This window comes from Spirosoma areae, assembly GCF_054781775.1.
This window is the reverse complement of record NZ_BAAGTT010000007.1, coordinates 57,868-84,379: the sequence shown is the minus strand read 5'-3', so window position 1 is coordinate 84,379 and position 26,512 is coordinate 57,868. Positions and strand designations below refer to the sequence as shown.

Genomic DNA, 26,512 nt, shown 5'->3' with positions numbered 1-26,512 from the left:
TTTGCTCCATAACCGCTTACCAACTGGTAATTAGTCGTATGAAACCCGTACACCCTCTGCTGCTTTTACTCTGCCTGCTGGTCAGCTTTTCGTCCTTGTTGGCGCAGCCGGTTAAGCGGCTGTATCTGGCAAACGATGACCACACCGACTACATGTGGACGGGCAATGAAGCGCAGTATGACTCGGTTTTCGTGCAAATGCTGGATTATTACCTCAACCAGATTGACTCAACCCAGATCAACCCCGACGATTTCCAGGCTCGCTTCAACTGCGACGGCAGCTACTGGCTTCGGACCTACCAGAAATTCCGGAGTCCGGCCCAGTTTGAACGGCTCATCGGTCGCATCCGAACGGGCCACATCAGCAGCCCACTCAACGGACTGGTGAGTGTGTATGGCGGGCAGCCCACTGAGGCCGTACTGCGGGGGATGTATTATGCCGGACAACTTGAACGCCAGTGGAACCTGCGGTTTCGGCTGGCGGTGTGCATGGAAAACCAGACCCTGCCACTCGGCCTGAGTTCGCTCTGGGCCGGGTCGGGGGCAAAATACAGTTGGCGGGGCGTTTGCGGCTGCGCCAGCAAAATTTCGCATCAGAGTCTGGCCCACCGCCGGAATCAACTCTACCGCTACATGGGGCAGGACGGGCGGCACGTGACGATGAAATGGTACAACCGGCCCATCTATAACGGTCGGACGCTGGGCGGCTACGCCGAAGCCCGGCGCGAGAAAGCCCCTGCCGACATTGTAGGGGATATGGGCAAAGTCATTGCTGACATGACCGCTATGTGCGATACGGCCTCGGCGGGGTCAGCCTATCCGTTCAATGTGGCGGGCGCGTTTGGCTACGGTTGGGACGACCTCAGTACGTATGTTTCCCCGGCCTTTATTGGGGCCGCACAGCGCAATTCGACGGCTACGCGCCGGGTTCGGGTGTCGAACGAAGAAGACTTTTTTGCCGATGTGGCCCGCACTTACCCCAAACTCCCCGCCGAGTCGGTAAGCTACGGGAACGAGTGGGACCTCTACCCCGTGTCGATGAACGAACACACCGCCCACATTCGGCGGGCCACCGAAAAATTACGGTCGGCGGAGGCTCTCTCGGCCCTCGTTTCGCTCAAAGACAGCACCTTTGCCCGCGACCTGCAAACTGCCCGAAACCTGGCCTGGGAAGCGTATGGCCTCTATTGGGAGCACGACTGGACTGCCGATGGTCCCGTTTCCAAACGGGACCGGGGCAACTGGCAAGCCAAACTTCATCACCGGATTGTCAGCTACGTCGATACGCTTTTCAGCCGGGCCTCGCTGGCACTGGGACAGCAGCTTAAAGCCGCATCTACACCACGTTTTTATGTGTTCAATCCGCTGAACTGGTCGCGCAGCGATGCCGCTGACTTTCCCTATGCAGGAGCACAGCCGGTTCGGGTAATCGACCTGGAAACCAGCAAAGAAGTGACAAGCCAGCCGATTCGGAAAGGCGGCAAGTCGTTTGTGCGAATCTGGGCCGAAAATGTACCGTCGGTGGGATATAGGATTTATGAAATTCAACCTGGAACGCCTGTCCGTCAACCGGACGCGGCTCAGGTCACAGGCGAATTTATTCAGAACGAACACTACCGGATTCGCCTGAAAAAATCAGGAATTATCAGTGAGTTATACGACCGTAATGCCAATAACCGCCAATTGGTACGTCAGCAAAACGCCGGAACGTCGGCCGGACGATGGCTGAACGACATCGGCACGAAAAACCCGGATGCGGGCAATGCGCTCGTGACGGAAAATAAGGGGCCGGTTTCGGTTACGCTCAAAGCCGTTTCCAACGACCCAATTGCCCACACGGTTCGGGTGACGCTCTTCAAAAACAGCCGGAACCGCACCGGAATGCCGGTGATGCGGCATTCCGACCACGGCGGACCGGACGGACCGCCCCGCATTGACATTGAAGACAGTTTACAGGCCAATTTCGGTGATGTGAAGAGGTGGGCCTTTTCGCTGAATCTGGACAAGCCAACCACGCACCACGAAGAACTGGGGGCTATTCTGACGGCCAAAAAAGAAACACGGGGCGGGCATTATGCCAGCCAGAATGCCCGCTATGACTACCAGACGTTCAACCATTTCGCCGACATTGGCGAACCGAACTATGGCGTAACAATCTCAAATCAGGATTGCAGTTTTTTCAAACTCGGCCAGAGTACACCCGACTCGCTTTGGGAAACATCGGCGCAGTTTAATGCGCTGGCGGGTGGGCAGGTGGATACGTATGGGTCGGGCAAAAAAGATACGCTGCGGCTGGGCATTTACAACCAGTACGGCGTAACGGCGTTTCGCTACCACTTCGCCCTGACGACCCACGCAACCGCCTTCGATGCACTGGCCGCCATGAAATTCGCGCTCGAACACCAGAATCCGCTCGTGACCGGAGCCGTTACCGGTACACAGGCAACGTATCCCGAAAAAACCTTCTCGCTACTGAAAACCGACGCGCCGGGTCTATTGCTCTGGAGCCTGAAACCGAGCGAAGATGGCATTGCAAACGGGCTGATTGCCCGGTTCTGGAACCTGAACCCAACCCCGGCCAACCCAACCCTGAACCTGGCTTTACCCATTCGGCGAGCCTGGCAAACAACCCATATCGAAACAAATGAACAGACTCTAAAGCCCGTTGGTGGCCAGTTAAAAACCAATTTCAGCGGTCGTCAACTCAATACGTACCGCCTGCAATTCTAATCAAATCTATAAGCCGGACCGCCGGAGCAATTTTGAAAACCTTATAGGCTCACAGTCAATCAATTAACTTGACTTGACGTGCTGTTTATTTTCACCCGCTCACGTATTCTGAATTGATTTATCATAGGCTCAGTACCGCCGGGTCGCCGGAACGGTGAGTCTCCTGCCGGTCTTTTTTCTAAAATTTCCCATAAAAATGAGCCGAACCACTTACCTGCTTATCGCCGGACTTAGCCTCTCGACAGCCCTGATGGGACAGAACCCCACATCTACTGCATTTCCGGCTTTTACGGGAAAGGCGCTGGTGCCTGTTGTGAAGGTTAGCTCCGGCCGGGTGATTCACCGGTTTTTCGATACGTCTCCGCTAAGTCCGTCCGGGCGGTATCTGGCCCTGTTTCGCTTTCCGCAGGAAACGACTTCGCCAAAACCTGGTGAAGTTGGTGAGGTGATTCTGGTAGACCGGCAAACGGGCAGGGAAAAGGTAGTGGCGCAGTCGCGCGGCTGGGAAATGCAGTTAGGGGCCAATGTGCAGTGGGGCAATACCGACGAAGCCCTGTACTTCAATGACGTAGACACCACCAACTGGAACGCCTTTGCCGTAAAACTGAACCCCCTCACGGACAAATCGCGCCGGATGGGTGGCACCGTTTTTATGGCATCGGCTGATGGGTCAAAGCTCGCTTCCTACAACCTGCTGGTTTCCCGACGGGCGCAGGTGGGCTACGGCGTGGTGGTGCCCGATGCCAAAGCGCCCCGCAACATTGGCCCGGTTGCTACGGATGGCATCGACATTACCGACACCCGTACCGGAGCCGTGCAGCGAATTATTACAATCAAAGACATCTACGAAAAAACCGTTCCCGGCATCGCCATTCCGAATCCGCAAGACTACGAATACTACTGCTTTCAGGTGAAATGGAACCCGCAGGGAACCCGGCTGCTCACGACGCTGCAATGGTCGCCAAAAGGAGGTGGACCGCGCCGACGGTCGGTGATTACGATGCGGCCGGATGGCTCTGATTTACGCACGGCCATAACCCCCGACCAATGGGCGAAGGGTGGGCATCATGTCAACTGGACCACCGATGGCGAACACCTTTCGATGAACTTAGAGGTCGATGGCAAACCGGGTTTGGAAATTATTACGGTGAAGTATGATGGCAGCGACATGAAAACGGTATTCTCACCTGGTTCGGGGCATCCGTCGTTCAATCCGCTCGGCTTGCCCCTGATGGTAACGGATGCTTATCCGGGCGAGTTGGGAACCACCGATGGCACCGTCCCTATTCGGTTGATGAACACACAAACGGGTCAGGAGCAGGCCGTTGTCAACATATTTCTGTCCAAAGCCGAAGGTGAATTTCGCATCGACGCGCACCCTGCCTGGGACCGGTCGGGCCGCTACGTCATCTTCAACGGCTTTCTGGATGGCACCCGCAATGTGTTTATGGCCGATTTAAAAGACAAACTGGACGCGGCTGGAAAGCATAGCGCATCCGGCAAGTAATCAAGCCAATACCTAATTTAGCCTGACATGAAATTTCTCCTGACTACTTCGGCCATTCTACTCTCCGGTCTCCTTTTAGCCGAACGCGGCACGGCCCAGCCACAGCCCACCTGGAAAGAAGTGGGGCAGTTGAAAACCCGGGATGCGAAGGTCATAAAATCGTCAACGTGGAGCATTGGGGGTGAAACTCTGGACCGCGACTATACCGACTATCAATCCTACAAAACGTACCTCGGTCCGCTGGGTGCCAAACGGATTCGGTTGCAGGGCGGCTGGTCGAAGTGCGAAAAAGTGAAGAGTCAGTATGATTTCGCGTGGTTAGACGCCGTCATTCCCGATGCGGCTTCGCGCGGGGTGGCTCCCTGGGTCGAGCTGTCGTATGGCAACCCGATTTATGAAGGCGGTGGCGAAGCTAAATTAGCAGGCCACATCCCGACCTCGCCCGTAGCGCTCGCGGCCTGGGACAACTGGGTGCGGGCGATGGTGACGCGCTACAAAAACTCGGTGCCCGAATGGGAAATCTGGAATGAACCCGACCTCAACAAAGAACATACCGGCACCGAAATCGGGCAGTTCTACGTCCGCACGGCCCGGCTCGTGAAAAGCATTCAGCCCAATGCCCGGCTCATTGCACTGGGGATGGCGAGCGTAACGAAACTGGAGTTTCTGAAAGACTTTTACGAGACGCTGAAAAAGGAAAACGCGCTGGATTTGGTTGATATTCAGACCTATCACGGCTATGCCCATAACCCCGATACGTCGTATCCGAAAATTGAGGAAATGCGGAAGTTAGTTTGGTCGTATAACCCAAAAGTCGTGTTTATGCAGGGCGAAAATGGGGCACCATCCCAAGCCAAAGGGACAACAGTAGGAGCCATGACCGACCAGGACTGGACCGAACTGAGCCAGGCCAAGTGGGACTTGCGCCGGATGCTGGGCGACCACGGGCGGGGCATTGCCACCAACCTGTTCACCATCAGCGACATTCATTACGCGGCTGGCGACCATATGGTTGGCATCAACTCGAAAGGCTTGCTGCAAACCAACTCCGATAAAACCATTAAGCGGCCCAAACTGGCTTACAAAGCGGCTCAACACGTTTTCTCGCTTTTCGATGACCAGCTTGAACTGCTCCCAAATGCCAAACCAACGGTCAGTGAGGAAACGGTGAATGCGTTTGCGTATCGTCACAAAACGAACAACGGCAGTTTAGTAACACTGTGGAGCAAAGAAGCCCGGCCCGCTGAGGACTACACGCCCAAACCGACGGATATAACTATTGACGGAAGTTTTAAAACGCCTGTTCTGGTGGATTTGATTACGGGGAAAGTCTACGAAATTCCGAAAGCGAACTGGACCAAAAAAGGGGATACACACACGTTTACTAACATTCCGGTGCCGGACTATCCGGTGCTGCTGGCGGATAAAACGGTATTGTTGCCGCACATGTCTCACCGCCGGATGGTAGGCGACTAAGTGGTGCAGATTTAAGTGTGGTGTCGGTTTTGAGAAACCGACACCACACCGATGCACATCTGCTGGTGTAACTACATTTTTTATAAGAAAGCCCTGCCGCCGGATGGTATACGACCGGGTGGTGCTGATTTAAGACCAGAATTTTATGAATCACCTAACAAAAATTAACGCCAGCCCAATTACAATCCTCATAGTCATTTGCGGCTTGTCAGTTAATTCGTTCGCTCAGTCTGCCAGTGTCTCACGTGAGCCGGTGAAATCCGATTTTACCATTTCGCTCAACCGAATCGGAACGGTGAAACCCCGCAATGCCAACGAGATTGAAGCCTCAAACTGGCTGATTGGCTGCGAAACCTTGGACCGCGACATGGCCGATTATGACCAGTATAAATCCTACCTCGTTCCGCTGGGTATCAGGCGGTTGCGAATGCAGGCGGGTTGGGCCAAAACCGAAAAAGTAAAAGGTCAGTACGATTGGGCCTGGCTCGACAACATCATTAACGATGCGGCCAAACAGGGCCTTAAACCCTGGCTCGAAACGTCATATGGCAATCCGATTTACAAAGGGGGCGGAGGTATCAATCTGAGTGCCGGTGTGCCAACCTCGCCTGAAGCACTCGCGGCCTGGGATGCCTGGGTAGAAGCCTTAGTGAAGCGGTACAAGAACAACGTAAACGAGTGGGAAGTCTGGAATGAACCCAATTTCGGCGATAACGAGATTAACACCCCCGACATGGTGGCGAATCTGAACATCCGAACCGCCGACATCATCAAACGCATTCAGCCCGAAGCGAAGATATCCGGCCTGTCGATGGGGCACATCGACCTCGCCTACGCCGATGCTTTTTTCAGGGTGATTCACGAGAAGAAAAAGATGCATCTGTTCGATAACATGACCTACCACGATTATGTCTATAACCCCGATGCCAACTACGGTCACGTTGCCGACCTACGGCGGGTTTTAGACAACTATGCGCCAACGGTTAAGTTGCGGCAGGGCGAAAATGGCTGTCCGTCGTTTGGTGGTTCGGGGCGGGGCGCATTGGGGGATTACAACTGGTCGGAACTGACGCAGGCCAAATGGAACACGCGCCGGATGCTGGGCGATTTAGGTCACGACATCGAGTGTAGCATTCTGGGCATCATCGACATGAATTATGCCTCGGTTGGTAGCCCGATTACCAAACTGAACGTGAAAGGAATTATTCAGTCCGATTCGACAAAAAAAGCCGTTCGGCCTAAAGTTGCCTACTACGCCATGCAGCACGTTGCTTCGGTTTTCGACAACTCACTACAGCGGATTAAAAACCTTCATCCAACCTTTAATGCCAGCGCGAAAACGGCTACCGGCGAGGTGAAATACAGCAAGAGTACCGACCGGAGTCTGGCTGTGTACGGGTATCAGCACGCAACCACGAAGAAACAGGTGTTTACGATTTGGATGGACGAGTACATTCCAACCGACTCGAACAAGACCAAAAACCTGACACTCAGCTTTTTAAACGCCAATTTCGACCAGCCGGTTTACGTGGACATCCTCACGGGTGGCGTGTACGAAATTCCGGCTACTCAATGGAAAAAAATGGGAGACAAGTACACCTTTACCGATATTCCGGTGTATGATGCCCCGATTCTGATTGCCGATAAAAGCTTAGTGAAGATTCAATAGTCAATGATTTGCCTGAAAAGCCCCCAACCCCCTGAAGGGGGCTTTGTTCACTCTCGGATTAATCCCCCTTCAGGGGGTTGGGGGCTTTTCAGGCCGATTTTAACCAGACTTCCGGGCTAAACCATTCATGAATAACCTGACAAAAAATAGCGTCCGATTTTGTGTAGCCCTGGCCGTCGTCTGCAGCTTGGCAACCAGTATGTTTGCCCAATTTATAGATGCTTCCGACGACCGCGTGAAAACGCCGTTGTCGGTAAATCTGAAGCGAATCGGCACACTCAAACCCCGTTCGACTACCGCTGTCGAATCGTCGCGGATAACCGTAGGCTGCGAAACACTGGACCGGGATTTTACCGATTTCAACGTTTACAAAGCCTATCTGGCACCGCTGGGCGTCAAGAAAATTCGCCTACAGGCGGGCTGGGCGAAGTGCGAAAAAGTGAAAGGCGTTTATAACTGGACCTGGCTCGATGAAATCATCGACTATGCCGTTGCCAACAAGTTGGAACCCTGGTTAGAGACCTCGTATGGCAACCCGGTTTACGAAGGTGGGGGCCGAACCGGGCTGCTCAATAGTCTGATGACCTCGTCCGAAGGCTATGCCGCCTACGACCGCTGGGTCGAAGCCCTCGTCACTCGCTACAAAGACCGGGTGACCGAATGGGAGGTCTGGAACGAACCGGACCACCCGATGCAGAAAATTACGCCCGAAACAACCGCCGAACTCAACATCCGCACTGCCGACATTATCAAACGAATTCAGCCCGACGCTAAAATTGCCGGACTCGCGTTCGCATCCAACAGCAACACCGAGTACTTAGACCGCTTTCTGAAAGTCATCAGCGACCAAAAGAAACTGGACCTGTTCCACTGGATTTCGTACCACAGCTACAACTTCCGGCCCGAAGACTCCTACAAAGGCGTCATGTCACTGAAGGCAGTGATTGAGAAATACTCAAAAACACTTCTGCTGCGGCAGGGCGAAAACGGCGCCCCATCGGGCTACATTCCGAGTTTCGCCCTCGACAAATATTACTGGACGGAATACACCCAGGCCAAATACGACATGCGACGGCTGCTGGGCGATTTAGGCCATGACATTGAAACGTCGGTCTTTACCATCATCGATATTCGGTACTCGGGTGACCCGCCGGTGCTGAACATGAAAGGGCTGATTCAATCCGATTTGGACAAGACGGCCATCCGCCCGAAAGTCGCGTATTATGCCGTGCAGAATGTGGCCGCCGTTTTCGATAATCGGCTTGAACTAACACCCAATTTCAAATTCAATACGAATGCCACTGAGTCAATTTCTGTCTTTGGTTACCAACAAAAAGCGGGAAAAAAGCAGGTCGTATCTGTTTGGTTGGATAGCAAGACGCCCACCAACCTGTTCAGGACTACGCCGGTCGACATCACCATCGAAAACGGCAATTTCGACAAACCCGTTTGGGTCGATTTGCTGACGGGTCACGTATATGAAATTCCAAAATCGGCCTGGAGCAAAACCGGGAATACCTACACGTTCAAAACCATTCCGGTGTATGATTCGCCCGTGCTGATTGCCGATAAATCAACCCTTACTTTTTAAGTGATGATGAAAAACCTGCTCCTGTACATCCTGATTTCAGTCAGCGGATTGGCCCACGCTCAACCCGCATTGAAAGAAACTGGCCAGGCAAACCCCCAACCCCCTAAAGGGGGCTTTGCCCGACTTGAACATAAGCCCCCTTTAGGGGGTTGGGGGTTTGTTTCTAAGGCCGCTCAACCCGCCCCTAACAAGCCGGTGAGCACCCTGGCTATTGCCGAACGTGTCCTGAACAAGGGCTTAGGAACCATTGACATGAGTTTGTATCCCGGTAGTTTGCTGATGCACGGCATGAGTGAACTGGCTGTGATACAGACCGATAAGAAGACATTAACGCAGGCCCTCGACTTATTCAGCCAGTATAAAACCAAAAAAATCAAGGGAAAGGGCAGTTTCATCAGCTATGAAGCCGGGGGTAGCGGGGCCGCCTACTTAGCGTACCTGAAAAAGTCGCCCCAACTGACCGAACAGGTAGCGGAGTATGCCGAGAAGATGGTCAAAAATCAGAAGCGTTCGTCGGAAGGCATTCTGACAGCCAACTGGATAAAAGACAGCCTCGACCAGGTATTTATCGACATGGCTTTTGCCGTAACGCCCTATTTGCTGTACAGTGGCCTGGCGTTAAATAAACCCGAATACGTTGACCTGGCGGTTTTTGAGACCCTGGAATTATTCAAAATATTGAAAGACCCCAACGGTCTGATTCATCAGGGCCGGGGCTTTCAGGGAAAAGGCATCATTTCACAGGATAACTGGAGCCGGGGCAATGGCTGGGGAGCTTTTGGACTGGCCTCATTAGTGCGCGATTTGCCTGATTCGCACCCGCAGAAAAAAGCGGTGAATGCTCTCGCCAAATCGTTCTTCACAACGGTACTGAAACACCAGAATAAGGACGGGCTGTGGCATCAGGAGATGACCGATACCACGTCGTTTGTCGAAACGTCGGGCAGTGGCCTGATGCTGTACGCCATCGGTATTGCCCTCGAAAAAGGAGTCATTGATAAAGCCAACAGAGCGGCATTTCGGAAAGGATTGAGCAGTTATCTATCCTACATCGGCGACGATGGTTCGGTGAGTCAGGTGTGTGGCCCGTGCCTGTGTCCGGGCAAAGGAACGAAGGCCGATTATGCCCGGAAGACCGGCCAGTACAATGACCCACACGCCTTCGGCCCGGTTGTTTTAGCCTTCGCGCAGGCCGCCAAACTGGGTATTGACCAGATTGAACCAACCAAAAGTCTGGGCTACTACGCGGAAAATGACCCCCTGAAACCCAGAACGTACATCCGCTACATGCCCGAAGCCAACGGAAATATCCTCTGGGAAAACGACCGCATCGCCTTCCGGGTGTATGGCCCGCCGGTGAAAGACCGGGTCAGCAGCGGCATCGACGTCTGGACGAAATCGGTCAGTTACCCAATTATTAACAAATGGTATCAACTGAATGCCGAGGGCAAAGAATACCACGAAGACCGGGGCGAAGGCTGTGATTTTTTTCACGTTGGTTTTGGCCGGGGCAACGGCGGAACGGCCATCTGGCACAACGGCAAACCGTATATTTCACAGCCCTACGCCACCCATAAAATCATAAAAAACACGGAAGAAGAAATTGCCTTTGAGCTACTGTTTGACCCCTGGAAAGTGGGGGACGGTTTTACGGTGTCGGAGCGCAAGGTAATTAGCCTGAAAATGGGTACCAACCTGTTCAAGGTGGTCAGCACATTCGATACCGATTATAAAGGACCATTGACGGTAGCCATTGGCATTTCCTTCGCCGGTGAGCCGGAAGTTCTACCGAATCCGAAAACCGGTACGCTTACGTTATGGGAATCGTATCTGCCAAAAAATGGCGAGTTAGGAACGACCATTGTAGCAAATCCTGCTGTCGTTCAGGGCTTTAGCTCGTTTGAGAAAGACCAGTTTATGCTCGTGAATGCCAAAGCGGGTCAGCCAGTTACGTATTATGTGGGAGCGGGCTGGACTAAAAATCCGCACGTAAAATCGAAGCAGGATTGGCTAACTTACATCCAAAGCGAAGTACCAAAACTGACTTTCTAACCAGTATGAACCATTCGTACACCCGTCGTCAAATGATTGCTGCTACCACTCTGCTGGCTGCGGCTGCCTTCGGCAAAGAGCCGACAGCAGTCCCGTACCGGTATGTGCTGGCAACACCGTCGGGGGCGAAACCACCGTTACCCGCCGACCGGTATATCCCGTTCGATTGGGCGTTTGATGAAATTCCGGCGGCCGGAACGCCGGCGGCCGACGTTCCGGTGCAGGGTGAAGGCGTAAAACTGACCTGGAATCAGGCTGACATTCGCAAAAACAGCCGGGCTGCCGGTGCGTCGGCGCGGCTTCGGCTCACGAGTGCCACCGACGTGCGGGAAGCGTGTACGATAGCAGTCAAAACGGCGGTGTCGGGGAAAGTAGTTGGCGTGCTCGACATTCGGTTTGCCATGTATCTGCAACCGTTTGAATTGCCAGTTCCGGCGGCTGATATAAACGCTGTTCTGAACGAAGGCGTTACGCTCACGATGCAGACAGGCACTAAGCCATTCTGGTTTTTCGGCCCCGGAAACTCCGCACAATCAGCCCCAACTGCTTATCTGCCGCATTTGTTACTGTATGAAAACGTTGACAAAGCAGCCGGATTGCCGGACCGCTGGAAAGAGCGGTTTGTATCGCTCGATTCGGTGCAGACCTTCGGCTGGATGGAAGGCTGCGTGCTGGACGGGCTACACGAACTGAGTCGCACCGGCGCACCGGCCGGTTCGCCCCGCGCCAAACGGGTATTGACGCAACACCTCGACCTGTTTTTTGCCGATAATAACTTAGTCTATGCCAACCTGAACAACCAGAAAGCCGTTGGCAAAATCAACACTGTCGAATCCATTTTGCCCTTCGCGATTCTGGCCCAGACCAATCCCGGCCACCCGCTGTTGCAAACGGCCATCCAGTTTTGCCAGGCACACGCCAACGCCGACGGCGTCATTGCCGACGGAACCGGCGCGGACCGGATGGTGAAAACCGAAGAATGTTACACCGTCAGCTACCCGCTGGCGGTGCTGGCCAAAACGCTCAACCGTCCCGATTTGGCCCAGTTGGCTATCAAAACCCTTCAGGCACGGATAAACCTGCTCGACAGGGGGAAACGCATTTACCAGCGGGGCAGCGAGCAGGGAACGCCCACGTTCGAAAACTGGAGCCGGGGCGTGGTCTGGTATCTGCTGGGATTGGTCAAAACGCTGGCGCATCTACCCGACAACGCTGAGACTCAACCGCTGAAAGCCGCCCTGCAAACCGCCGTCGAAAATGTCCTGAGTTACCAGCAACCCAATGGACTGTGGTACTGCTTTATGCACCAGCCCGAAACGGGCCTGGAAACCTCCGGCACGGCGGGCATTGCCGCAGCACTGGCCTATGGTTACCAGAAAGGACTCCTGCCCCAAAGCGTTTTGGGAGCCGTATCGAAAGCCCAAACGGGCCTCCAGCCCTACATGACGCCCGATGGCTACCTGACCGGAACCGCCCAGGGCAACAAAGGCGGAGACGCCCTGCAACGCAATGGCTTCCGGGTCATTTCCCCGTACACCCTCGGATTTTTAGCCCACTTAACCCTATAATAGCCATGAGATTCACGAATAGACCAGCCCGCTCTTTCACTCTTTTACTCTTTCGCTCATGAACAAACTCCAAACCCTCGACTACGCGGCCATTATTCTGTACATGCTGATGATGTCAGGAATTGGCATCTTTCTGGGCCGATTTGTCAAAAATATCAACGATTATTTCAAAGGTGGCAGTGGCGTGTCGTGGGTGGCTGGTGGTATCAGCAACTTCATGACCAAATTCAGCACGTTCATTTTTGTGGCCTATGCCGGTATCGCCTATTCCGATGGATTGGTGGCTATTACCGTGATTTGGAGTACCGTTTTCCCCTCGTTGATTGCCATTGGTTTTTTTGCCAAACGCTGGAAACGGGCGGGCATCATGAGTCCCGTAGAGTTTTTGGAAACGCGCTACAATGCCCCCATCCGACAACTGTTTTCGTGGAGTGGTGTCGCGTTCAAACTGCTCGACGACATGATAAAACTATATGCCATCGGGCTGTTTATCACGGCCGCTTCGGGTATGCCGTTTGAAACGGCCATCATCGGTTGTGGCATTGTGGTTACGCTTTATACGGTCGTTGGGGGCTTTTGGGCGGTGATTGTTACCGATGTTGTGCAGTTTGTGATTCTCTTTTTCGCCACCCTGATTTTAGTGCCGTTGGCCTACAATGCGGCCGGTGGTATCGAGCATATGCAAGCCGTCATCCCCCAGAACATGACCTGGTTTAACGGAAAGAAAGGCATACCACTTTGGTTAACCACATATTATATTCTTCTTATTATCCGGTACTTAGGCAACTGGACATTTATCCAGCGTTTTTACAGTGCCAAAACCGAAACCGATGGTCAGAAGTTAGCGGGTTTGTCGGCGTTGTTTTTCTTTATTTTTCCCATCATTTTTCTTTTTCCACCCTTAGCAGCCAGAGTTATCCTGCCCAATTTAGCCAATCCCGAAATGGCTTACGTCAGTTTATGCGTGGAATTATTGCCATCGGGCATTATGGGGTTGATGATGGCCGCCATGTTTGCCGCTACGATGTCGGTGCTCAGTGCCGAATACAACGTAACCGCCAGCGTATTGACCCGCGATATTTACCAGCGCGTGTTCCGGCCCAACGCCAGTGGTAAAGAGAGCCTGTTGGTGGGCCGATTGATGACCCTTTTGGTGGGGGCCATCGTAACCATCGGCGCTTTGTTTGTTGCCGGGTTTGGGGGTGCTTTTGAAGCCAATAAACTGTTGGCGGGCATTTTTGCCGTACCAATGATTGTGCCCGTAATTGTGGGCGTGTTGATGGCCAAACCGCAACCCTGGGGCGCGTTGGTTACGCTGTTTGGGGGCGTAATTTTAGGGTCTCTACTGCACTTCTTTTTCGTAAAAACCGATTACTTCAACATCGCTGGGCCTACCGTTATTGAAGAAATCAGATGGGCAATCGCCACGTTGGTAGAAATTGTGTTTTGCTTTGCGGTGTTCATCATTTCGGGCTATTTCAAATCACAAGACCAGGCCTATAACGTCCGGGTAGCGGCCTTCTTTCACAAATTAACCGTTCCGTTTGTTCCTGCCCAGGAAAGCAAAAACGATGATGCCTTTGCCGATGCTATCAAACTCATGTACGGCATTGCCTTTGGCCTGACGGGCCTGATGTTCGTAATTATGGGCTTCCCGTCGCGGGCTATGCTGAGCGGTCAATTGGCCCTTGGAGCCGGGTTTTTATGTCTGATGCTGGCACTGGTGCTCTGGTTTAGGACGAAGAAAACGCTTGCTGTTGAAAAAGATGAATTATTAAAATCTGAACGTGTATAAAACAACCTGCTGCCTTCACCCGGCAGCGGCCGACCGTCCCCTGAAGGGGGTTGTCGTGGTGTCGGGTTTGAGAACCCGACATTTGACGACCGCAAGCAACGGTATCGGGTTTGAGAACCCGATACCACGATAACCCCCAACCCCCTAAAAGGGGCTAAACAGCCGGGTCAAAAATTCCCTTTAGGGGTGGTCCGACGGGTCGGTTGGGAATAAAGACAAAACAACCTGAATTAATATGAATTACCTCGAAAACAAAATTGTCTTTATTACCGGCGCGTCGTCGGGCATTGGCCGGGCAACGGCACTGGCACTGCTCGAACAGGGCGCGAAGGTGTTTGACTTCAGCCGAACGCACCAACTCGCCGACGAACACCCGCATGACAACCTGCGGTCGTTCCGGGGCGACGTGAGCGTGGAGGCCGACGTGAAAGCGGGCTTTGCATCCTGTATCGACGCCTTCGGAACGGTCGATGTGCTGCTTAACAACGCCGGGCTGGGCCTGCCAACGCCCGACCTCTCTACCGCCGACCTCGACGCTTTCGACCGGATGGTAGCCACCAACCTGCGGGGCGTGTTCCTGTGCGACCGCGAAGCCTTAGCCGTGATGAAACCACGCGGGAAGGGCCACGTTATCAGCATCATTTCGATGGCCGGGCAACGCACCAATCCGGGTTCGCCGGTGTACTGTGCCTCGAAGTTCGGGGCGCGGGGCTTAAGCAGCGGTCTGGCCGACCAGATGCTCAAACTCGGCATTAAAGTCACGGACGTGAACCCCGGCCCAACGGACAGCAACTACTGGGGCGACCGGCCCGTTGCCCGCGAAAAATTCCTGCGTGTAGACGACGTAGCCCGCGTCATTCTCTTCGTACTCAATCAACCGGACGACGTGCTTATCCGGGAAATCAATTTCGATAGCCTAAAATTCTTAGCAGCATGATAACAGACCAGATTCATACCAATGGCAATGGCGTCCATAAGCCATCATCGCCCTTCCCGATTTCCGTTGCCGAGATGCGGGAACGCTATTTGCGGCTCTATACGGGGGCCGTCAACGATGTGCTGCGCTTTAATTACACCATGCACGCCACCAGTTTGCCACCCGAATTTGCACCCCTGCGCGAGTCGATGAAAATGGCCGGGCTGGCCTTCACCGTGAAAGGTGGCCCCGACATTACCACCGATGGCGAGTTTGAAATGCGGGCACAAATGCTCGAAGACCTGCACATGGATTCGGTCGTCGTCTGGGATTGCACAGGCGACACCGTCACCTCACAATGGGGCGAAGTGATGACGATGGCTGCTATGCGAACCGGTTGCCGGGGTGCGGTCGTAAACGGCATCCGCGACACACAGGCCATTCTGGAACAGGGCTTTCCGGTCTTTCACAAGTACAAAGCCAACACCGGAATGCTGGGCCGTTTTCGGATGTACCACTACCAGAAACCCGTGCTGATGGGTGAAGTGACGGTGACGCCCGGCGACTGGATTTTCGGCGACATCGACGGAGTAATTGCCATTCCACAAGCCATCGCCTACGACGTGCTGATTGCCGCCGAAAAAATTCTGCACAAGGAGGACGAAATCCGGGAGATGGTCGAAAGCGGGATGAAACCAACCGACGTGGTCAAAAACGGCGGGTATTTCTGAGAAGTCAGACGGGCAGACTGAGATAAAGCGACAGATTGTTCAGTACGGCCCACAAAACGCTGACTTCGCACGGACCAATATATTTGATAAACCGTCGTTTGACGAACGTGCTAACTTGTCGGGTTTTGATGAGCGAATCGCTTACTAATCGGTTTGCTAGAGTCTTCGCAATCAATACATCAAGCAGGGTTGATTTATGCAGTTGTGATGAAATCGGGATTACAGTAATCAGGTTACCGAGCGACAAATAACTGTCGCCTTCAACGATGAGAGCAGGGCGTACTTTCTGGTATTCATGCCCAATGCTTGGCCGGGCCGCCGGTGCGGTCGAAATCAACGAGCCAAATATCACCTTGTTGATACATTAGGCAGGTTTAAATAGTAGCTTAATTCATTTTGTGTCAGCAACTCATCCTGGAGGTCGCTGGCTGTAGCGGCTTCAATATCCGTTTCTATTGCCTGGGCAAACCCTGCAAGTTGGTGCCGAACTGCATCAAGAATGAATTGCTGCTTGTCGCCAGGCACCTGTTGCAGAGCAGGTTCCAGGTCGTCGGGAATTTTCAATTCGATGACTGTCATAGCCTAAAGATAGCATGATTCAGCAAAATAATGAACTAACGAAACAAGATGCTAATTCAGTAGTGGAGCAAATAGATACTTCATGCTTTCTGACGTCTACCGAACGTACCCAAATCCTAAACGGTTTGCGGGCAGGCGACCCACTCTTGAGCCGTTTTCATGCGGCTCTGTACCAGCGTGTATATGACCGGGTGGCCAGGAAAGGACTGCTCGGTCCAGGAGCGACGACGGCCTGGTATTATCCGGCGGCAGAGTACCTCTCCGACGCAGCCATGCTGTACGCCCTTCATCCAGAAAGCCGGACCGCCGACGACCGATTGGCAACCTGGCTCCGAACCGTTACCCTCGACATTGCCCGCACCCCCGCTTACGACTGGGCAGGACCCGCCTTCCGCGACCACTCGGAACCCCTGACAGGCCATCTCGAAACGGCCCATCTGTGCTGGGCGTTGAGTGCGGTGTATGACCTGGCGAAAGCCGCATTCACCGAATCGGAGCAGGCCGAAATCCGGCAGGCACTGACCGAAAAAGGCATTATGCTTTGTCGGCGATGGATTGATAAAAACAGCCATTTAGCCAATTGGCGGGGCATTCTGACATCGGGCGTGGTGGTGGCGGCAGCGGTGCTGGGCGATGAAGCTTTGCTCGACCAGTACGTACCTGAGTTAGGTCGTTGCGCGCTGGCGTTTCAGCCCGACGGTTCCTACGGCGAGTCGCTGCAATACGGTAATTATTTAGCCTTCGCGCTCATGCTGGGCCACGAAGCTCTTTGCCGGAACTACCCCGACCTGGCAGCTTTGCTCGATGTAGCGGCTTACGGAAAAGGAATGCGGTGGGTTGTCAGCAGTATGTTCTATGCCAAACCGCTGGCTAATTGGGGAACCGAACCCCGCGCACGGGCAGCCAATTTTAACGATAGTGCGGCCCTGTTCCGACCGTCGGGCGATTTGCTCCTGCACATTGTAGCCCGGAGTAATTCGGACGAAGAACGCGGGTTGGCCCGTTACTTGTTCGACACATACTATGCGCCGGTGCCCACGCAGGGGCCACATGAGCTGGCTACGTTTGGGATGCATAACGATTGGGGCTTTCTGACACTTCCGCTATTGACGCATGAAAGCCAGGCTATCAGCCCGAATGAAGCCGGTTTGCCGTTAACAAAGTCGTTTAGCAACGGCCATGCGTTCCTGCGTGATGCCTGGGACGGGCGCACCATTGTGGCCATCAACGGCGGGGGTGATGGCCTGCACGGACCGGGTCATTTGCACGCCGACCTGAACAGCTTTATTCTCGTTCACAACCGCGAACGGCTGCTGGTCGACCCTGGTCATAGCTGTTACCGCAACCTGATTCACGGGCTGGAAAGCAGCACCCAAACGCACAACACCTGCACCTTTCTGGTGGAGCGCGAAACGCTGGGTTTGCAGGAAGACATGGCCAAAGCGACGCTTCTGGAACAAAAAAGCGTGCTGCCCCGCCGACTTTTGGTTAATGGCAAACCCGGCGAACCCGTCAACCGGGGCAACCGCCGACTCATCGCCCAGCGCGACGAACCCGTATCGGTCGTTGGGGCCGACGTTGGAGCCGCGTATGGCGCACCCATTCAGGAGTTTACCCGGCTGTGGCTATTGGCGGGAAGTCATGTGCTGTTCGTTGTCGACCGGATTGAGGCTACGCAATCCGTCACGACCATCTGGAACTGGCTTGTCAACAACCGCGACGGACAGGCGCAGGTTGAGAGTGCAAACAATTGCCTAACTGTCAGACGGAACGAAGCTGGCATGAAGTTGTTTCACCAAAGCGTTAGCGGCCCCGGTTCTGCACGACTCGGCCATCCGGTGTATGGCTACGTGCATGATGCCTACCACGTCGAACCCAATCAGTTAGGCGAAGGTCGTCCTGGTAGTGGATTACTTTATCGCTGGACGGAATCCACCCCAGTCACAAGCCGCACCGTAGTTCATGCTATCGCGCTCGATGACGCTATCCGGCTGGATAACTGGCAATTAATAGTAGAGGATAATGCGTTTACGTTAACAAATGGCGAACGTAAATGGACGTTACGCATTTATGACGAAATGGCAGGTCAGCTTTCACTAATTTCGGGACACGGTCGGCAGTGGGATATAACCCGTCAGGCCGAAACGTATTCACTAAACCGGATGCCCGATAATGCGTAAAGCCTTTTATTTGCTTGCTGTTTCTCTGGTTATGAGTAGTCTGGATGTACTTGCTCAATCGACATTGCCACCGGGCATTTCGCCAGCCAAATTTCACCTGTATCTGCTGGCCGGTCAATCGAATATGGCCGGGCGCGGCACGGTCGAAACGGTCGATAAAACTCCGCATTCCCGCGTTTGGGTGCTGAACCGCGATAACCAGTGGGTTCCGGCTACTGAACCCCTGCATTTCGACAAACCCGACGTAGTGGGCGTTGGGCCGGGACTGGCTTTCGGCAAGTTGATGGCCGCGCGGGACACCACTGTGTTCATCGGCCTGATTCCAGCGGCAGCGGGCGGGTCAGCCATTGATGCCTGGCAACCGGGCGGTTACCATGACCAGACGAAAAGCCATCCTTACGACGAAGCTATTAGCCGGGCGAAACTGGCTCAGCAAACGGGGACACTGCACGGCATCCTTTGGCATCAGGGCGAAAGTGACAGTAAACCCGAACTGGTGGCAACTTACGAACAGAAACTGACGCAGCTTATCGGGCGATTTCGGCAGGAATTAACGTCGCCTGCTGTACCGGTTGTGGTCGGAACGCTGGGTGATTTCTACGTGGCTAAAACCCCATCGGCAGTGCAGATTAACGCCATCCTGCGCAACCTGCCCAAACGTGACCCACGCGTGGCCTGCGTCGATGCGTCGGGGTTGACCGACAAAGGTGACAAAACCCATTTCAATGCACCATCAGCCCGTGAGTTGGGCCGCCGGTATGCCGAAGCCATTACTAAAATGAATAATGTAAAATGAATAATGGATAACAGTAATCCGCGTCAAACAATAGTTAAAAAGTGCTGGAAATTGTTGCCCATTGTACATTATTCATTAGACATCAACCATTAGACATGAATACACTGAAAATTACGGGCATCGACCATCCCGGCGTGGCTGCCAACGATGTCGAGCAATTAGCCGACTGGTACTGTGAGGTATTCGGCTACGAGAAGTGGTTTAAACATCCTAAGCCCGTCTGGATGCTTAAAGCCCCCGATGGCACCCTGCTCGAAGTGATGCCCAAAGATGACACGACCCGGCCCGAGCGCACGACCTGGACACCCGGCTGGTCGCATATTGCCCTGCGGGTCGACAGCATCGACGACGCCATCGCCTTTCTCGACACGAAGGGCGTGACCTGGGGTGGTGAAACAGTAGAAGCCATCGGTGGCGGCAAAGTCCGCAATCTCATTGACCCCGACGGGAACATGCTGCAAATTCTGGAACGGAATATAGAATGATTGAGTGACTGAATGATTGAGTGATTGAATAGCTGGCGCAGAAACCTATTCAATCACTCAATCATTCACTCAATCATTCAACCACTCAATCATTAAAACGACATGAAAGCACTCCATTACTCCGGCAACAAAACATTTGATTTACAGGACGCCGACATTCAGCCGCTGTTGCCCGGCGAGGTTCGTCTGAAAGTAGCGTACTGTGGCGTCTGTGGCACCGACGTCCATATTTATCACGGCAGCATGGACAAGCGGGTAAGCATTCCGCAGGTCATTGGCCACGAAGTTTCCGCCGAAATTGACGCCGTTGGCGAGGGCGTTACGGACTGGCAGGTCGGCGACCGGGTAGCAGTTCGGCCACTCAAACCGGGGCAGGAAGTTTCTGTTGATAACGGCGTTCGGCACATCGGTCAGAACCTGAAATTCATCGGCATCGACACGCCCGGCGGGATGCAGCAGTACTGGAACGTACCCGCCTATACGCTCCACCGCCTGCCCGACAATCTGCCCCTTACACTCGGTGCCATGATTGAACCGCTGGCGGTTGCCTGCCACGACGTGCGGCTTGGCGAGGTGAAAGCCGGTGAGAATGTGGTGATTATCGGCGGTGGTCCCATCGGAATGCTGATTGCCTTAGTGGTGAAACACAAGGGCGGCAAGGTGCTGGTTTCGGAAGTGAATACGACTCGTTTGCAATTGGCCGAATCACTTGGTTTGGCAACGGTCAATCCGAAAGAAACGGATTTAGTGGCTCGCGTTGAGGAGTTTACGGGCGGGGCAATGGCCGATGTAGCCTTCGAGGTATCGGGGGTGCAGGCGGGCGTTGCGGCCATGACGCAGGTGGTGCGGGTGCGGGGCCGGATTGTGATGGTCGCCATCCACGCCGAACCGAAATCCGTCGATTTGTTTCGGTTCTTCTGGCGTGAACTAAAGCTGATTGGCGCCCGTGTCTACGAACCCGAAGACTTCGACGAAGCCATTGCACTCGCAGCCGACGGTTCGCTGCCGCTTGACCAGCTCATCACGCAAATTTCGCCTTTAGCCGATGCTCAGTCGGTATTTGAAACGATTGACAACAACCCGGCGGGGATGAAGTATTTGCTGGAGTGCTAAGACAGGAACGGCTTTAATTCTTCGTGCCTGATAGAGCGAACCTCCAGAAAGACCGTATTAAGATGGTCAAAATCACGGTCAGTAGTGACGAGGGTAAGACCCAAAAGTGCAGCGGTGGCCGCAATCCAGAGGTCATTTTTACCCATATTTCTGGGAGTATTGAACGAATATTTTGTAAAGTTTGGATTCTGACGCTGGGAGTACGTATCAATTTCAACGTAAGTAGCAACAAGTGTTTGATTAATCTCGAGTATACGAATTTGTTCCAGAAACGAATCAAGTTGGGCCAATCGGTTTTCACTCCATCTATTGCGAATGGCAAGCGTTTTAATTTCCGCTTCCACAACGACAGAGATATACATCAATGTTTTATGAGGATTGATGTAGCTGAGCATCTTAATTGCATTTCTCGACTTGAGGATGGCCATAACAATGTTTGTATCCAGAAGTAGATTCATCCGCTACTTGTCGTTTTCTAACTGTTTTAATAAATCTTCCCATTCTTCATCGGAGAATTCAACTGGAGGTATTTCAGACAAAGCCTTAATCTGCTTTTCGCCGGACATACCCATTTTATGCCCGAAGGCAGAGGTGCCGCCGGCCGCCAGAACTTCGTCAACGGAGTACGATTTGAGCGGCTTGAACTGATAAGGCTCAGTTGGGTCAGATTTTTTGGTGGTCTTGTTCATCGGTTGGCCAGATGGTTTATGCAAAAGTACAACACGTCAACAGTATGTGTCAACGGCGCGTTCCGGTTATTCTGTTGCTATCTTTAGTTGCGGAGATACGTTAATGTCTGATAGGTAAGCCGGCGCAGCATTCCGACTCGTCTCTACATTATTTGACATACCCCAACTTCCTCGGAATCGTGTAAATTTCCGTTTGTCGACCGTCGATGTAGCGGAACATCTGGCCGTCGAAGAAGCCGTCTTCTTCGAGCATGATGCGGACTATTTTTTTCCAGGCGGGAATTTCTACGGCGGCATTAAGTTCGATGGAATAGGCCGTGTTGGCCAGCAAGGGATAATCGCCGGGGCCGGGAACGCCCTTTTGCTGGTCCCACAAACCGATGGTTGGCCCGGCAGCATGGCCGTGAACACCGATGGGGTGGGTGTAAATCGTGCCATTAATACCTTCTTTTTTGGCTTGTTCCAAAGCCGCGAGTAGCATCTGATTGCCGGTTTTGCCCACCTTGAATTGCTCCGTCAGAATTTCCTGCAATCGGTTGCCCTGCGTAAAGGCCGTTTTGATAGCTTCGGGAACGTCGGTTTCGCCGGGACGCAAAACGTAGGCGTGTTGCTGCTGGTCGGTGTTCAGGCGCAGGTAGGTAATCCCGAAATCGACATGCAGTAAATCGCCGGGCATAATGACTTGCTTATCAGGCCGTTTCGAGAAGGTGCGAAGGTGATTGAAGTCAGTGTTCGGTCGGGATGCCGCACCACCGTCGCCACGGTCAGCCCGTTGGACATCGACCGTCGGATGAAACCACGTATCCAGGCCGAGGCTGGTAATGCGCTGACGAAACCACCACACCACATCGTCGGTCGTGGTCACGCCCGGCTGAATGACCTGCTCCGAAAGCCCTTCCTGAATTAGCTGGTGTGACAGTCGGCAGATGAGCGGATAAATCGCCATTTCTTTTTCCGTTCGGGTTTCGAGCCAGCCAACGGCCACTTTCTCCGCCGAAACAAGGCGTTTCTGGTACTCAGCCGGTAGTTTTTTCAGAAATTCCTGATGCTCCGAAAACGACAGGCCATCGGCGTGGCCGTAGTTAGTTGAGGTGTTCAAACCAATTTTTTTCGGTTTACGGTCCTCGATAATCTTTGCCAACGCTTCCCACTGGTTGGGCCGAACGTCGATGTCCCACGCGCCTTTGAGCAGGTTGCCCACGTCGTAGCGGGCAATGGCTAATTTCTCAATGCCTTTGTCGCCCCCCATGTCGAAGAATACCATAATTGTTCGACGGCGGGCCGAGAGCCAGGTACTGGGCAGCATCGTTCGCAACACCGGGTCTTCGTTGTACTCGCGGGAAATAATAATCCACATATCCAGGCCTTCCCGGCGCATAAGCTGGGGCAGGAGGTTCGTAAATCGGTCTTCGAGAAGTTCATCGACAACCCGCGCCCGTTCGCGTTCGGGTAACACAGCAGCCGGTTGAATGGGTTGGGAACGTATTGTTAAGAGAGTTGCCGAAAAAATGAATACGTTGACGAGGAAGTGTAGCGGTTTTGGCATGTGGTTCAGGTGAGCAGTTTTGAGCAAGATACGCAACACACGTTATAGTTTTTTAACAAAAGGCGTAGACAACGATTTGATTTCTTTGTGCATCTTCTGAATAGCAGATTAACCACTGAACCGCCGTTTATCTATAAATGGTGGGTATAGGCCAGTTCAGGCAGTACCTTTGGGTATTGACTACAATCTATTCGTGCATGAAGTCTATCTTACTACTTGTATTTACTTTACTGAGTTCATTACTTGCCAACGGACAAACGGGTCTGCGCGGAACGGTTAAAAACGCGCAGGGCGACGTGCTTCCCTTCGCGGGTGTAATCGTTAAAGGCACCGGTCCGGCGGCCCGGTCAACGGGCACAATCAGTAACGCCGAAGGACGCTACGAAATCGCGCTGGCACCGGGCAACTACACCATCGCGTTTCAATACTTAGGCTTCCAAACGATACAAAAATCTGTTACCATCGAATCGGGCTTTACCGCACTGGATGTTACGATGGAGGAGCAGGCGTATCGGCTGGCCGAAGTGCAGACCAAAGCAGGTAACGAAGACCCGGCCTACACCATCATGCGCCGGGCTATTGCCAAAAGCCGGTTTCATCAGTTGCAGGTGCAGCGGTTTAAGGCGCGGGTGTACACCAAATCGTCGGTTACCGTGCTGGATATTCCCAAACTGGCCGAAATGGCCTTTCGTAAACAACTAAAAGAAGCTGAACGCGAAGCGAATTTTAAAGTAGGTGTGCCGATTCTAAATGAAACCGTGTCGGAAGTGACGTTCAGCCAGCCGAATAAGTATCAACAGCGAATCATTGCCAATCGAAATTCGCAGGGTGAATTCCTGAGTCCGAGCCGATTTTTCAATGCCAGTTTCTACGACCCAACCATTGCCGGAACGGTGTCGCCTTTGTCGCCGAAAGCGTTTGCCTATTACAAATTTGAATACAAAGGCACGTTCCGGGAGCCGGGTCCGACGGGTACTCCGGTAGAAATCAGCAAGATACAAGTTATTCCCCGTCAATACGGTGAGGGCGTTTTTCGGGGCACGATCTACATCATCGAAAATACCTGGGCCATTCATAGTTTACAGTTGGAGACCATCACTAATATTGGTATCTCCTTTATTATCAGGCACATGTGCAGCCCGATTCAGGGGGTCTGGATGCCCACCAACCAGCGGTTGACTGGCAGCGGGTCGTATCTGGGGGTAAAAGCATCGGGCTACTACATCCGCAACCTGACCTTCAGCGAGTTTGTGGTGAACCCGGCTTTTGTGGAAGATATTGAAGTGACCGACGAGAGAAAAGCTCCTCCCGCAACGACGCTCTCCAAAAGCGACATCAAAGGAAGTCAGCTCGATGAGTTGGTAAAGAAACAAAAGGAGTTTTCGACCAAAAACCTGCGTCAGATGGTCAAAGAATACGAAAAGCAGGAAAAAGAGGCCCGTAAAAAACGGAAAGAAGACGTTACCGTCGTGCGCGACGACTCGCTGGTAGTGGATTCGCTGGCCCGCAAACGCACCAACGTGTTCTGGGATTCGCTGCGGTCGGTGCCGCTTACTACGGCCGAAGCCAAAAGTTACCGCAAAGCCGATAGCCTCGGTTTAGCGCGCGAAATAAAAGCGCCCGGCGTGGATACGCCGGGCATCACCGACACCACCCGACGCGATAGTACCGCAAAAAAGAAATTGCCGAACAAGTTCTCGGCGGGTCAACTGATTGGCGGCCACACATGGCGACTGAGCAAACATACTTCGCTGATTTACGCCAGCCCGCTGTCGCGGATTGAGTATAACACGGTTGAAGGCTACTCAGTGGAGGCCGCCCTGAATCTGCGTTACCGGGCGAAAGTGGATTCAATCAGTCGGTTTACCCAGATTCAATTAGGCGAGTGGAACATTGGCGGCACAGGACGCTACCAGTTCGGGCGGCAGCAGTTTGTGGGCTTTGGGCAGGCGAGTTACCAGCATAAAGCGACGCGAATCGGTGTGTCGGGCGGGCGGTATCTCTACCAGTTCAACCCCGACAATCCCATCAGCCCATTCCTGAACACGCTGACGACGCTGCTTTTCGAGCAGAATTTTGCAAAACTTTATCAGAAAGATTTCCTGAATCTGACCATCAGCGCGTCGCCATTTCAGAATCGCCTTTCGCTGACAGGAAGTCTGGACTATGCCCGGCGCACCGAGTTGTCAAATTTCAAAGAAGACATAAAGCCCTGGATTAACTGGCGAAATCGCGTCTACACGCCGAACCGCCCCGATAACGCTGATCTAACGAACACGGCTTTTCCGACGCATAACGCGCTGGTACTGAACTTGACCGCTTCGGCGCGATTAGGCACTACGCAGTACACTATTCGCAACGGTCGGCGGATTGCCCGGCGCGACAATGATGCGCCCCTGTTATCACTGAACTACCGCAAAGGAATGGCCGATGTCGATTACGATTTTATGCAGGCAACCATCAGCCATTCCTTTGAGACGGGGATTCGCAGCCGGCTGAATTACCAGCTCAGTGCGGGTGCGTTTCTAAATGACAGGCAACTCTATTTTCCTGACTTTAAGCACTTTGCTGGGAACGAGTTTTTCTTTCAGCAGGGTGATGTCGTTTCGAGTTTCCGGCTGTTGCCGTATTACCAGTACAGCACCGGCAAACGGTTCGCCGAAGGGCATCTGCTGGCCGAGTTTCGTAAGTTTTTCATTACGCAGCTAACCCTTGTTCGGTTGATTGGTCTGAAAGAGAATCTGTTTGTGCATTACCTCTATACACCTTCATCAAAACACTATACCGAAGTGGGGTATGGCTTAGATGGTATCATTCCGCAGGTGCTGCCGTTTTTCCGGGTGGAGGTTATTTCGCAGTGGCAGGACGCGAAGTACCAGGGATTGGGTTTCCGAATTGGCACCACGCTGAAGTTTGGCCGGTAAGTAATCACGCAGAGTTAAGTTAAACTATTTTTTGCCAGATTATTTTGTTCGACCCCGCAGGGGTCGAACAAAATAATGAAATTCGATTTTGCGTGATTATTTAGCACATATTGCCTGCTTATGAACAATTTACGCCCACAGAGGTAATTCCCTAACAGAATCATAA

The 26,512-nt window shown here is 53.2% G+C and carries 20 protein-coding genes; 15 read left to right on the top strand and 5 right to left on the bottom strand.

What is annotated here, in order from left to right:
* Positions 1–38 precede the first annotated feature (38 nt).
* The 10 genes from ACYVI1_RS03060 to ACYVI1_RS03015 all read left to right on the top strand — a co-directional run bounded on the left by ACYVI1_RS03060 (position 39) and on the right by ACYVI1_RS03015 (position 16,034).
* Positions 39–2,729 (top strand): glycosyl hydrolase-related protein, encoded by a 2,691-nt coding sequence (locus ACYVI1_RS03060; protein WP_460906568.1) that lies wholly within the window; start codon positions 39–41, stop codon positions 2,727–2,729.
* A gap of 196 nt (positions 2,730–2,925) precedes the next feature.
* On the top strand, positions 2,926–4,236 hold the full coding sequence (locus ACYVI1_RS03055; protein WP_460906566.1) for a hypothetical protein: 1,311 nt from the start codon (positions 2,926–2,928) through the stop codon (positions 4,234–4,236).
* Between the two features lie 27 nt (positions 4,237–4,263).
* The gene (locus tag ACYVI1_RS03050; protein WP_460906564.1) at positions 4,264–5,712 is read left to right on the top strand and encodes a GH39 family glycosyl hydrolase; all 1,449 of its coding nucleotides are present in this window, start codon (positions 4,264–4,266) and stop codon (positions 5,710–5,712) included.
* A 145-nt stretch (positions 5,713–5,857) separates the two neighbouring features.
* Positions 5,858–7,381, top strand: a complete 1,524-nt coding sequence (locus tag ACYVI1_RS03045) for a GH39 family glycosyl hydrolase (RefSeq protein ID WP_460906562.1) — start codon at positions 5,858–5,860, stop codon at positions 7,379–7,381.
* A 199-nt stretch (positions 7,382–7,580) separates the two neighbouring features.
* On the top strand, positions 7,581–8,972 hold the full coding sequence (locus tag ACYVI1_RS03040; RefSeq protein ID WP_460906560.1) for a GH39 family glycosyl hydrolase: 1,392 nt from the start codon (positions 7,581–7,583) through the stop codon (positions 8,970–8,972).
* Between the two features lie 3 nt (positions 8,973–8,975).
* Positions 8,976–11,024 (top strand): DUF4861 family protein, encoded by a 2,049-nt coding sequence (locus ACYVI1_RS03035; RefSeq protein WP_460906558.1) that lies wholly within the window; start codon positions 8,976–8,978, stop codon positions 11,022–11,024.
* Between the two features lie 5 nt (positions 11,025–11,029).
* A complete protein-coding gene (locus ACYVI1_RS03030) occupies positions 11,030–12,592 on the top strand; it encodes a glycoside hydrolase family 88 protein (protein ID WP_460906556.1) in 1,563 nt (520 codons plus the stop codon).
* Between the two features lie 58 nt (positions 12,593–12,650).
* Positions 12,651–14,387 carry a sodium:solute symporter family transporter gene (locus ACYVI1_RS03025; protein ID WP_460906554.1) on the top strand — a complete coding sequence of 579 codons (1,737 nt, stop codon included), beginning with the start codon at positions 12,651–12,653 and terminating at the stop codon, positions 14,385–14,387.
* A gap of 235 nt (positions 14,388–14,622) precedes the next feature.
* Entirely contained in the window at positions 14,623–15,324 is a 702-nt protein-coding gene (locus tag ACYVI1_RS03020) for an SDR family oxidoreductase (protein WP_460906552.1), read from the top strand.
* A complete protein-coding gene (locus ACYVI1_RS03015) occupies positions 15,321–16,034 on the top strand; it encodes an RraA family protein (protein ID WP_460906550.1) in 714 nt (237 codons plus the stop codon). Before ACYVI1_RS03020 ends, ACYVI1_RS03015 begins: the two co-directional genes overlap by 4 nt.
* A gap of 4 nt (positions 16,035–16,038) precedes the next feature.
* Here the strand turns inward: ACYVI1_RS03015 and ACYVI1_RS03010 are convergent, their stop codons facing one another.
* Both ACYVI1_RS03010 and ACYVI1_RS03005 read right to left on the bottom strand, forming a co-directional pair.
* Entirely contained in the window at positions 16,039–16,386 is a 348-nt protein-coding gene (locus tag ACYVI1_RS03010) for a type II toxin-antitoxin system PemK/MazF family toxin (protein WP_460906548.1), read from the bottom strand.
* Complete coding sequence (locus tag ACYVI1_RS03005) at positions 16,383–16,613, bottom strand: hypothetical protein (RefSeq protein ID WP_460906546.1); 231 nt, start codon at positions 16,611–16,613, stop codon at positions 16,383–16,385. Before ACYVI1_RS03005 ends, ACYVI1_RS03010 begins: the two co-directional genes overlap by 4 nt.
* A 14-nt stretch (positions 16,614–16,627) precedes the next feature.
* Between ACYVI1_RS03005 and ACYVI1_RS03000 the strand changes: the two genes are divergently transcribed.
* From ACYVI1_RS03000 to ACYVI1_RS02985, 4 genes are all read left to right on the top strand, one after another.
* Positions 16,628–18,793: a heparinase II/III domain-containing protein gene (locus tag ACYVI1_RS03000; RefSeq protein WP_460906544.1), complete on the top strand. Its 2,166-nt coding sequence runs from the start codon at positions 16,628–16,630 to the stop codon at positions 18,791–18,793.
* Positions 18,786–19,589, top strand: a complete 804-nt coding sequence (locus ACYVI1_RS02995) for a sialate O-acetylesterase (RefSeq protein WP_460906542.1) — start codon at positions 18,786–18,788, stop codon at positions 19,587–19,589. Before ACYVI1_RS03000 ends, ACYVI1_RS02995 begins: the two co-directional genes overlap by 8 nt.
* Positions 19,590–19,684: 95 nt before the next feature.
* The gene (locus ACYVI1_RS02990; RefSeq protein ID WP_460906540.1) at positions 19,685–20,074 is read left to right on the top strand and encodes a VOC family protein; all 390 of its coding nucleotides are present in this window, start codon (positions 19,685–19,687) and stop codon (positions 20,072–20,074) included.
* 102 nt (positions 20,075–20,176) lie between these two features.
* Complete coding sequence (locus ACYVI1_RS02985) at positions 20,177–21,187, top strand: zinc-dependent alcohol dehydrogenase (protein WP_460906538.1); 1,011 nt, start codon at positions 20,177–20,179, stop codon at positions 21,185–21,187.
* Here the strand turns inward: ACYVI1_RS02985 and ACYVI1_RS02980 are convergent.
* The 3 genes from ACYVI1_RS02980 to ACYVI1_RS02970 form a co-directional block, all read right to left on the bottom strand.
* Entirely contained in the window at positions 21,184–21,645 is a 462-nt protein-coding gene (locus ACYVI1_RS02980; RefSeq protein WP_460906536.1) for a type II toxin-antitoxin system VapC family toxin, read from the bottom strand. The two genes, ACYVI1_RS02985 and ACYVI1_RS02980, sit on opposite strands and share 4 nt — an antisense overlap.
* Before the next feature lie 3 nt (positions 21,646–21,648).
* Positions 21,649–21,876 (bottom strand): hypothetical protein, encoded by a 228-nt coding sequence (locus tag ACYVI1_RS02975; RefSeq protein ID WP_460906534.1) that lies wholly within the window; start codon positions 21,874–21,876, stop codon positions 21,649–21,651.
* A gap of 148 nt (positions 21,877–22,024) precedes the next feature.
* On the bottom strand, positions 22,025–23,422 hold the full coding sequence (locus ACYVI1_RS02970) for a M24 family metallopeptidase (RefSeq protein WP_460906532.1): 1,398 nt from the start codon (positions 23,420–23,422) through the stop codon (positions 22,025–22,027).
* Between the two features lie 197 nt (positions 23,423–23,619).
* Here ACYVI1_RS02970 and ACYVI1_RS02965 point away from each other — a divergent pair, with 197 nt between their 5' ends.
* On the top strand, positions 23,620–26,346 hold the full coding sequence (locus ACYVI1_RS02965) for a DUF5686 and carboxypeptidase regulatory-like domain-containing protein (protein WP_460906530.1): 2,727 nt from the start codon (positions 23,620–23,622) through the stop codon (positions 26,344–26,346).
* Positions 26,347–26,512: the final 166 nt, after the last annotated feature.

Excerpts from the sequence above, each read along its gene's own strand:
- ACYVI1_RS03055 (WP_460906566.1), top strand. The coding sequence starts at position 2,926 with ATGAGCCGAACCACTTACCTGCTTATCGCCGGACTTAGCCTCTCGACA.
- ACYVI1_RS03040 (WP_460906560.1), top strand. The coding sequence starts at position 7,581 with ATGTTTGCCCAATTTATAGATGCTTCCGACGACCGCGTGAAAACGCCG.
- ACYVI1_RS02980 (WP_460906536.1), bottom strand. The coding sequence starts at position 21,645 with ATGAATCTACTTCTGGATACAAACATTGTTATGGCCATCCTCAAGTCG.
- ACYVI1_RS03060 (WP_460906568.1), top strand. The coding sequence starts at position 39 with ATGAAACCCGTACACCCTCTGCTGCTTTTACTCTGCCTGCTGGTCAGC.
- ACYVI1_RS03035 (WP_460906558.1), top strand. The coding sequence starts at position 8,976 with ATGATGAAAAACCTGCTCCTGTACATCCTGATTTCAGTCAGCGGATTG.
- ACYVI1_RS02970 (WP_460906532.1), bottom strand. The coding sequence starts at position 23,422 with ATGCCAAAACCGCTACACTTCCTCGTCAACGTATTCATTTTTTCGGCA.
- ACYVI1_RS03005 (WP_460906546.1), bottom strand. The coding sequence starts at position 16,613 with ATGACAGTCATCGAATTGAAAATTCCCGACGACCTGGAACCTGCTCTG.
- ACYVI1_RS02985 (WP_460906538.1), top strand. The coding sequence starts at position 20,177 with ATGAAAGCACTCCATTACTCCGGCAACAAAACATTTGATTTACAGGAC.
- ACYVI1_RS02995 (WP_460906542.1), top strand. The coding sequence starts at position 18,786 with ATGCGTAAAGCCTTTTATTTGCTTGCTGTTTCTCTGGTTATGAGTAGT.
- ACYVI1_RS03000 (WP_460906544.1), top strand. The coding sequence starts at position 16,628 with ATGATTCAGCAAAATAATGAACTAACGAAACAAGATGCTAATTCAGTA.
- ACYVI1_RS03045 (WP_460906562.1), top strand. The coding sequence starts at position 5,858 with ATGAATCACCTAACAAAAATTAACGCCAGCCCAATTACAATCCTCATA.
- ACYVI1_RS02965 (WP_460906530.1), top strand. The coding sequence starts at position 23,620 with ATGAAGTCTATCTTACTACTTGTATTTACTTTACTGAGTTCATTACTT.
- ACYVI1_RS03025 (WP_460906554.1), top strand. The coding sequence starts at position 12,651 with ATGAACAAACTCCAAACCCTCGACTACGCGGCCATTATTCTGTACATG.
- ACYVI1_RS02990 (WP_460906540.1), top strand. The coding sequence starts at position 19,685 with ATGAATACACTGAAAATTACGGGCATCGACCATCCCGGCGTGGCTGCC.
- ACYVI1_RS03020 (WP_460906552.1), top strand. The coding sequence starts at position 14,623 with ATGAATTACCTCGAAAACAAAATTGTCTTTATTACCGGCGCGTCGTCG.
- ACYVI1_RS03015 (WP_460906550.1), top strand. The coding sequence starts at position 15,321 with ATGATAACAGACCAGATTCATACCAATGGCAATGGCGTCCATAAGCCA.
- ACYVI1_RS03030 (WP_460906556.1), top strand. The coding sequence starts at position 11,030 with ATGAACCATTCGTACACCCGTCGTCAAATGATTGCTGCTACCACTCTG.
- ACYVI1_RS02975 (WP_460906534.1), bottom strand. The coding sequence starts at position 21,876 with ATGAACAAGACCACCAAAAAATCTGACCCAACTGAGCCTTATCAGTTC.
- ACYVI1_RS03050 (WP_460906564.1), top strand. The coding sequence starts at position 4,264 with ATGAAATTTCTCCTGACTACTTCGGCCATTCTACTCTCCGGTCTCCTT.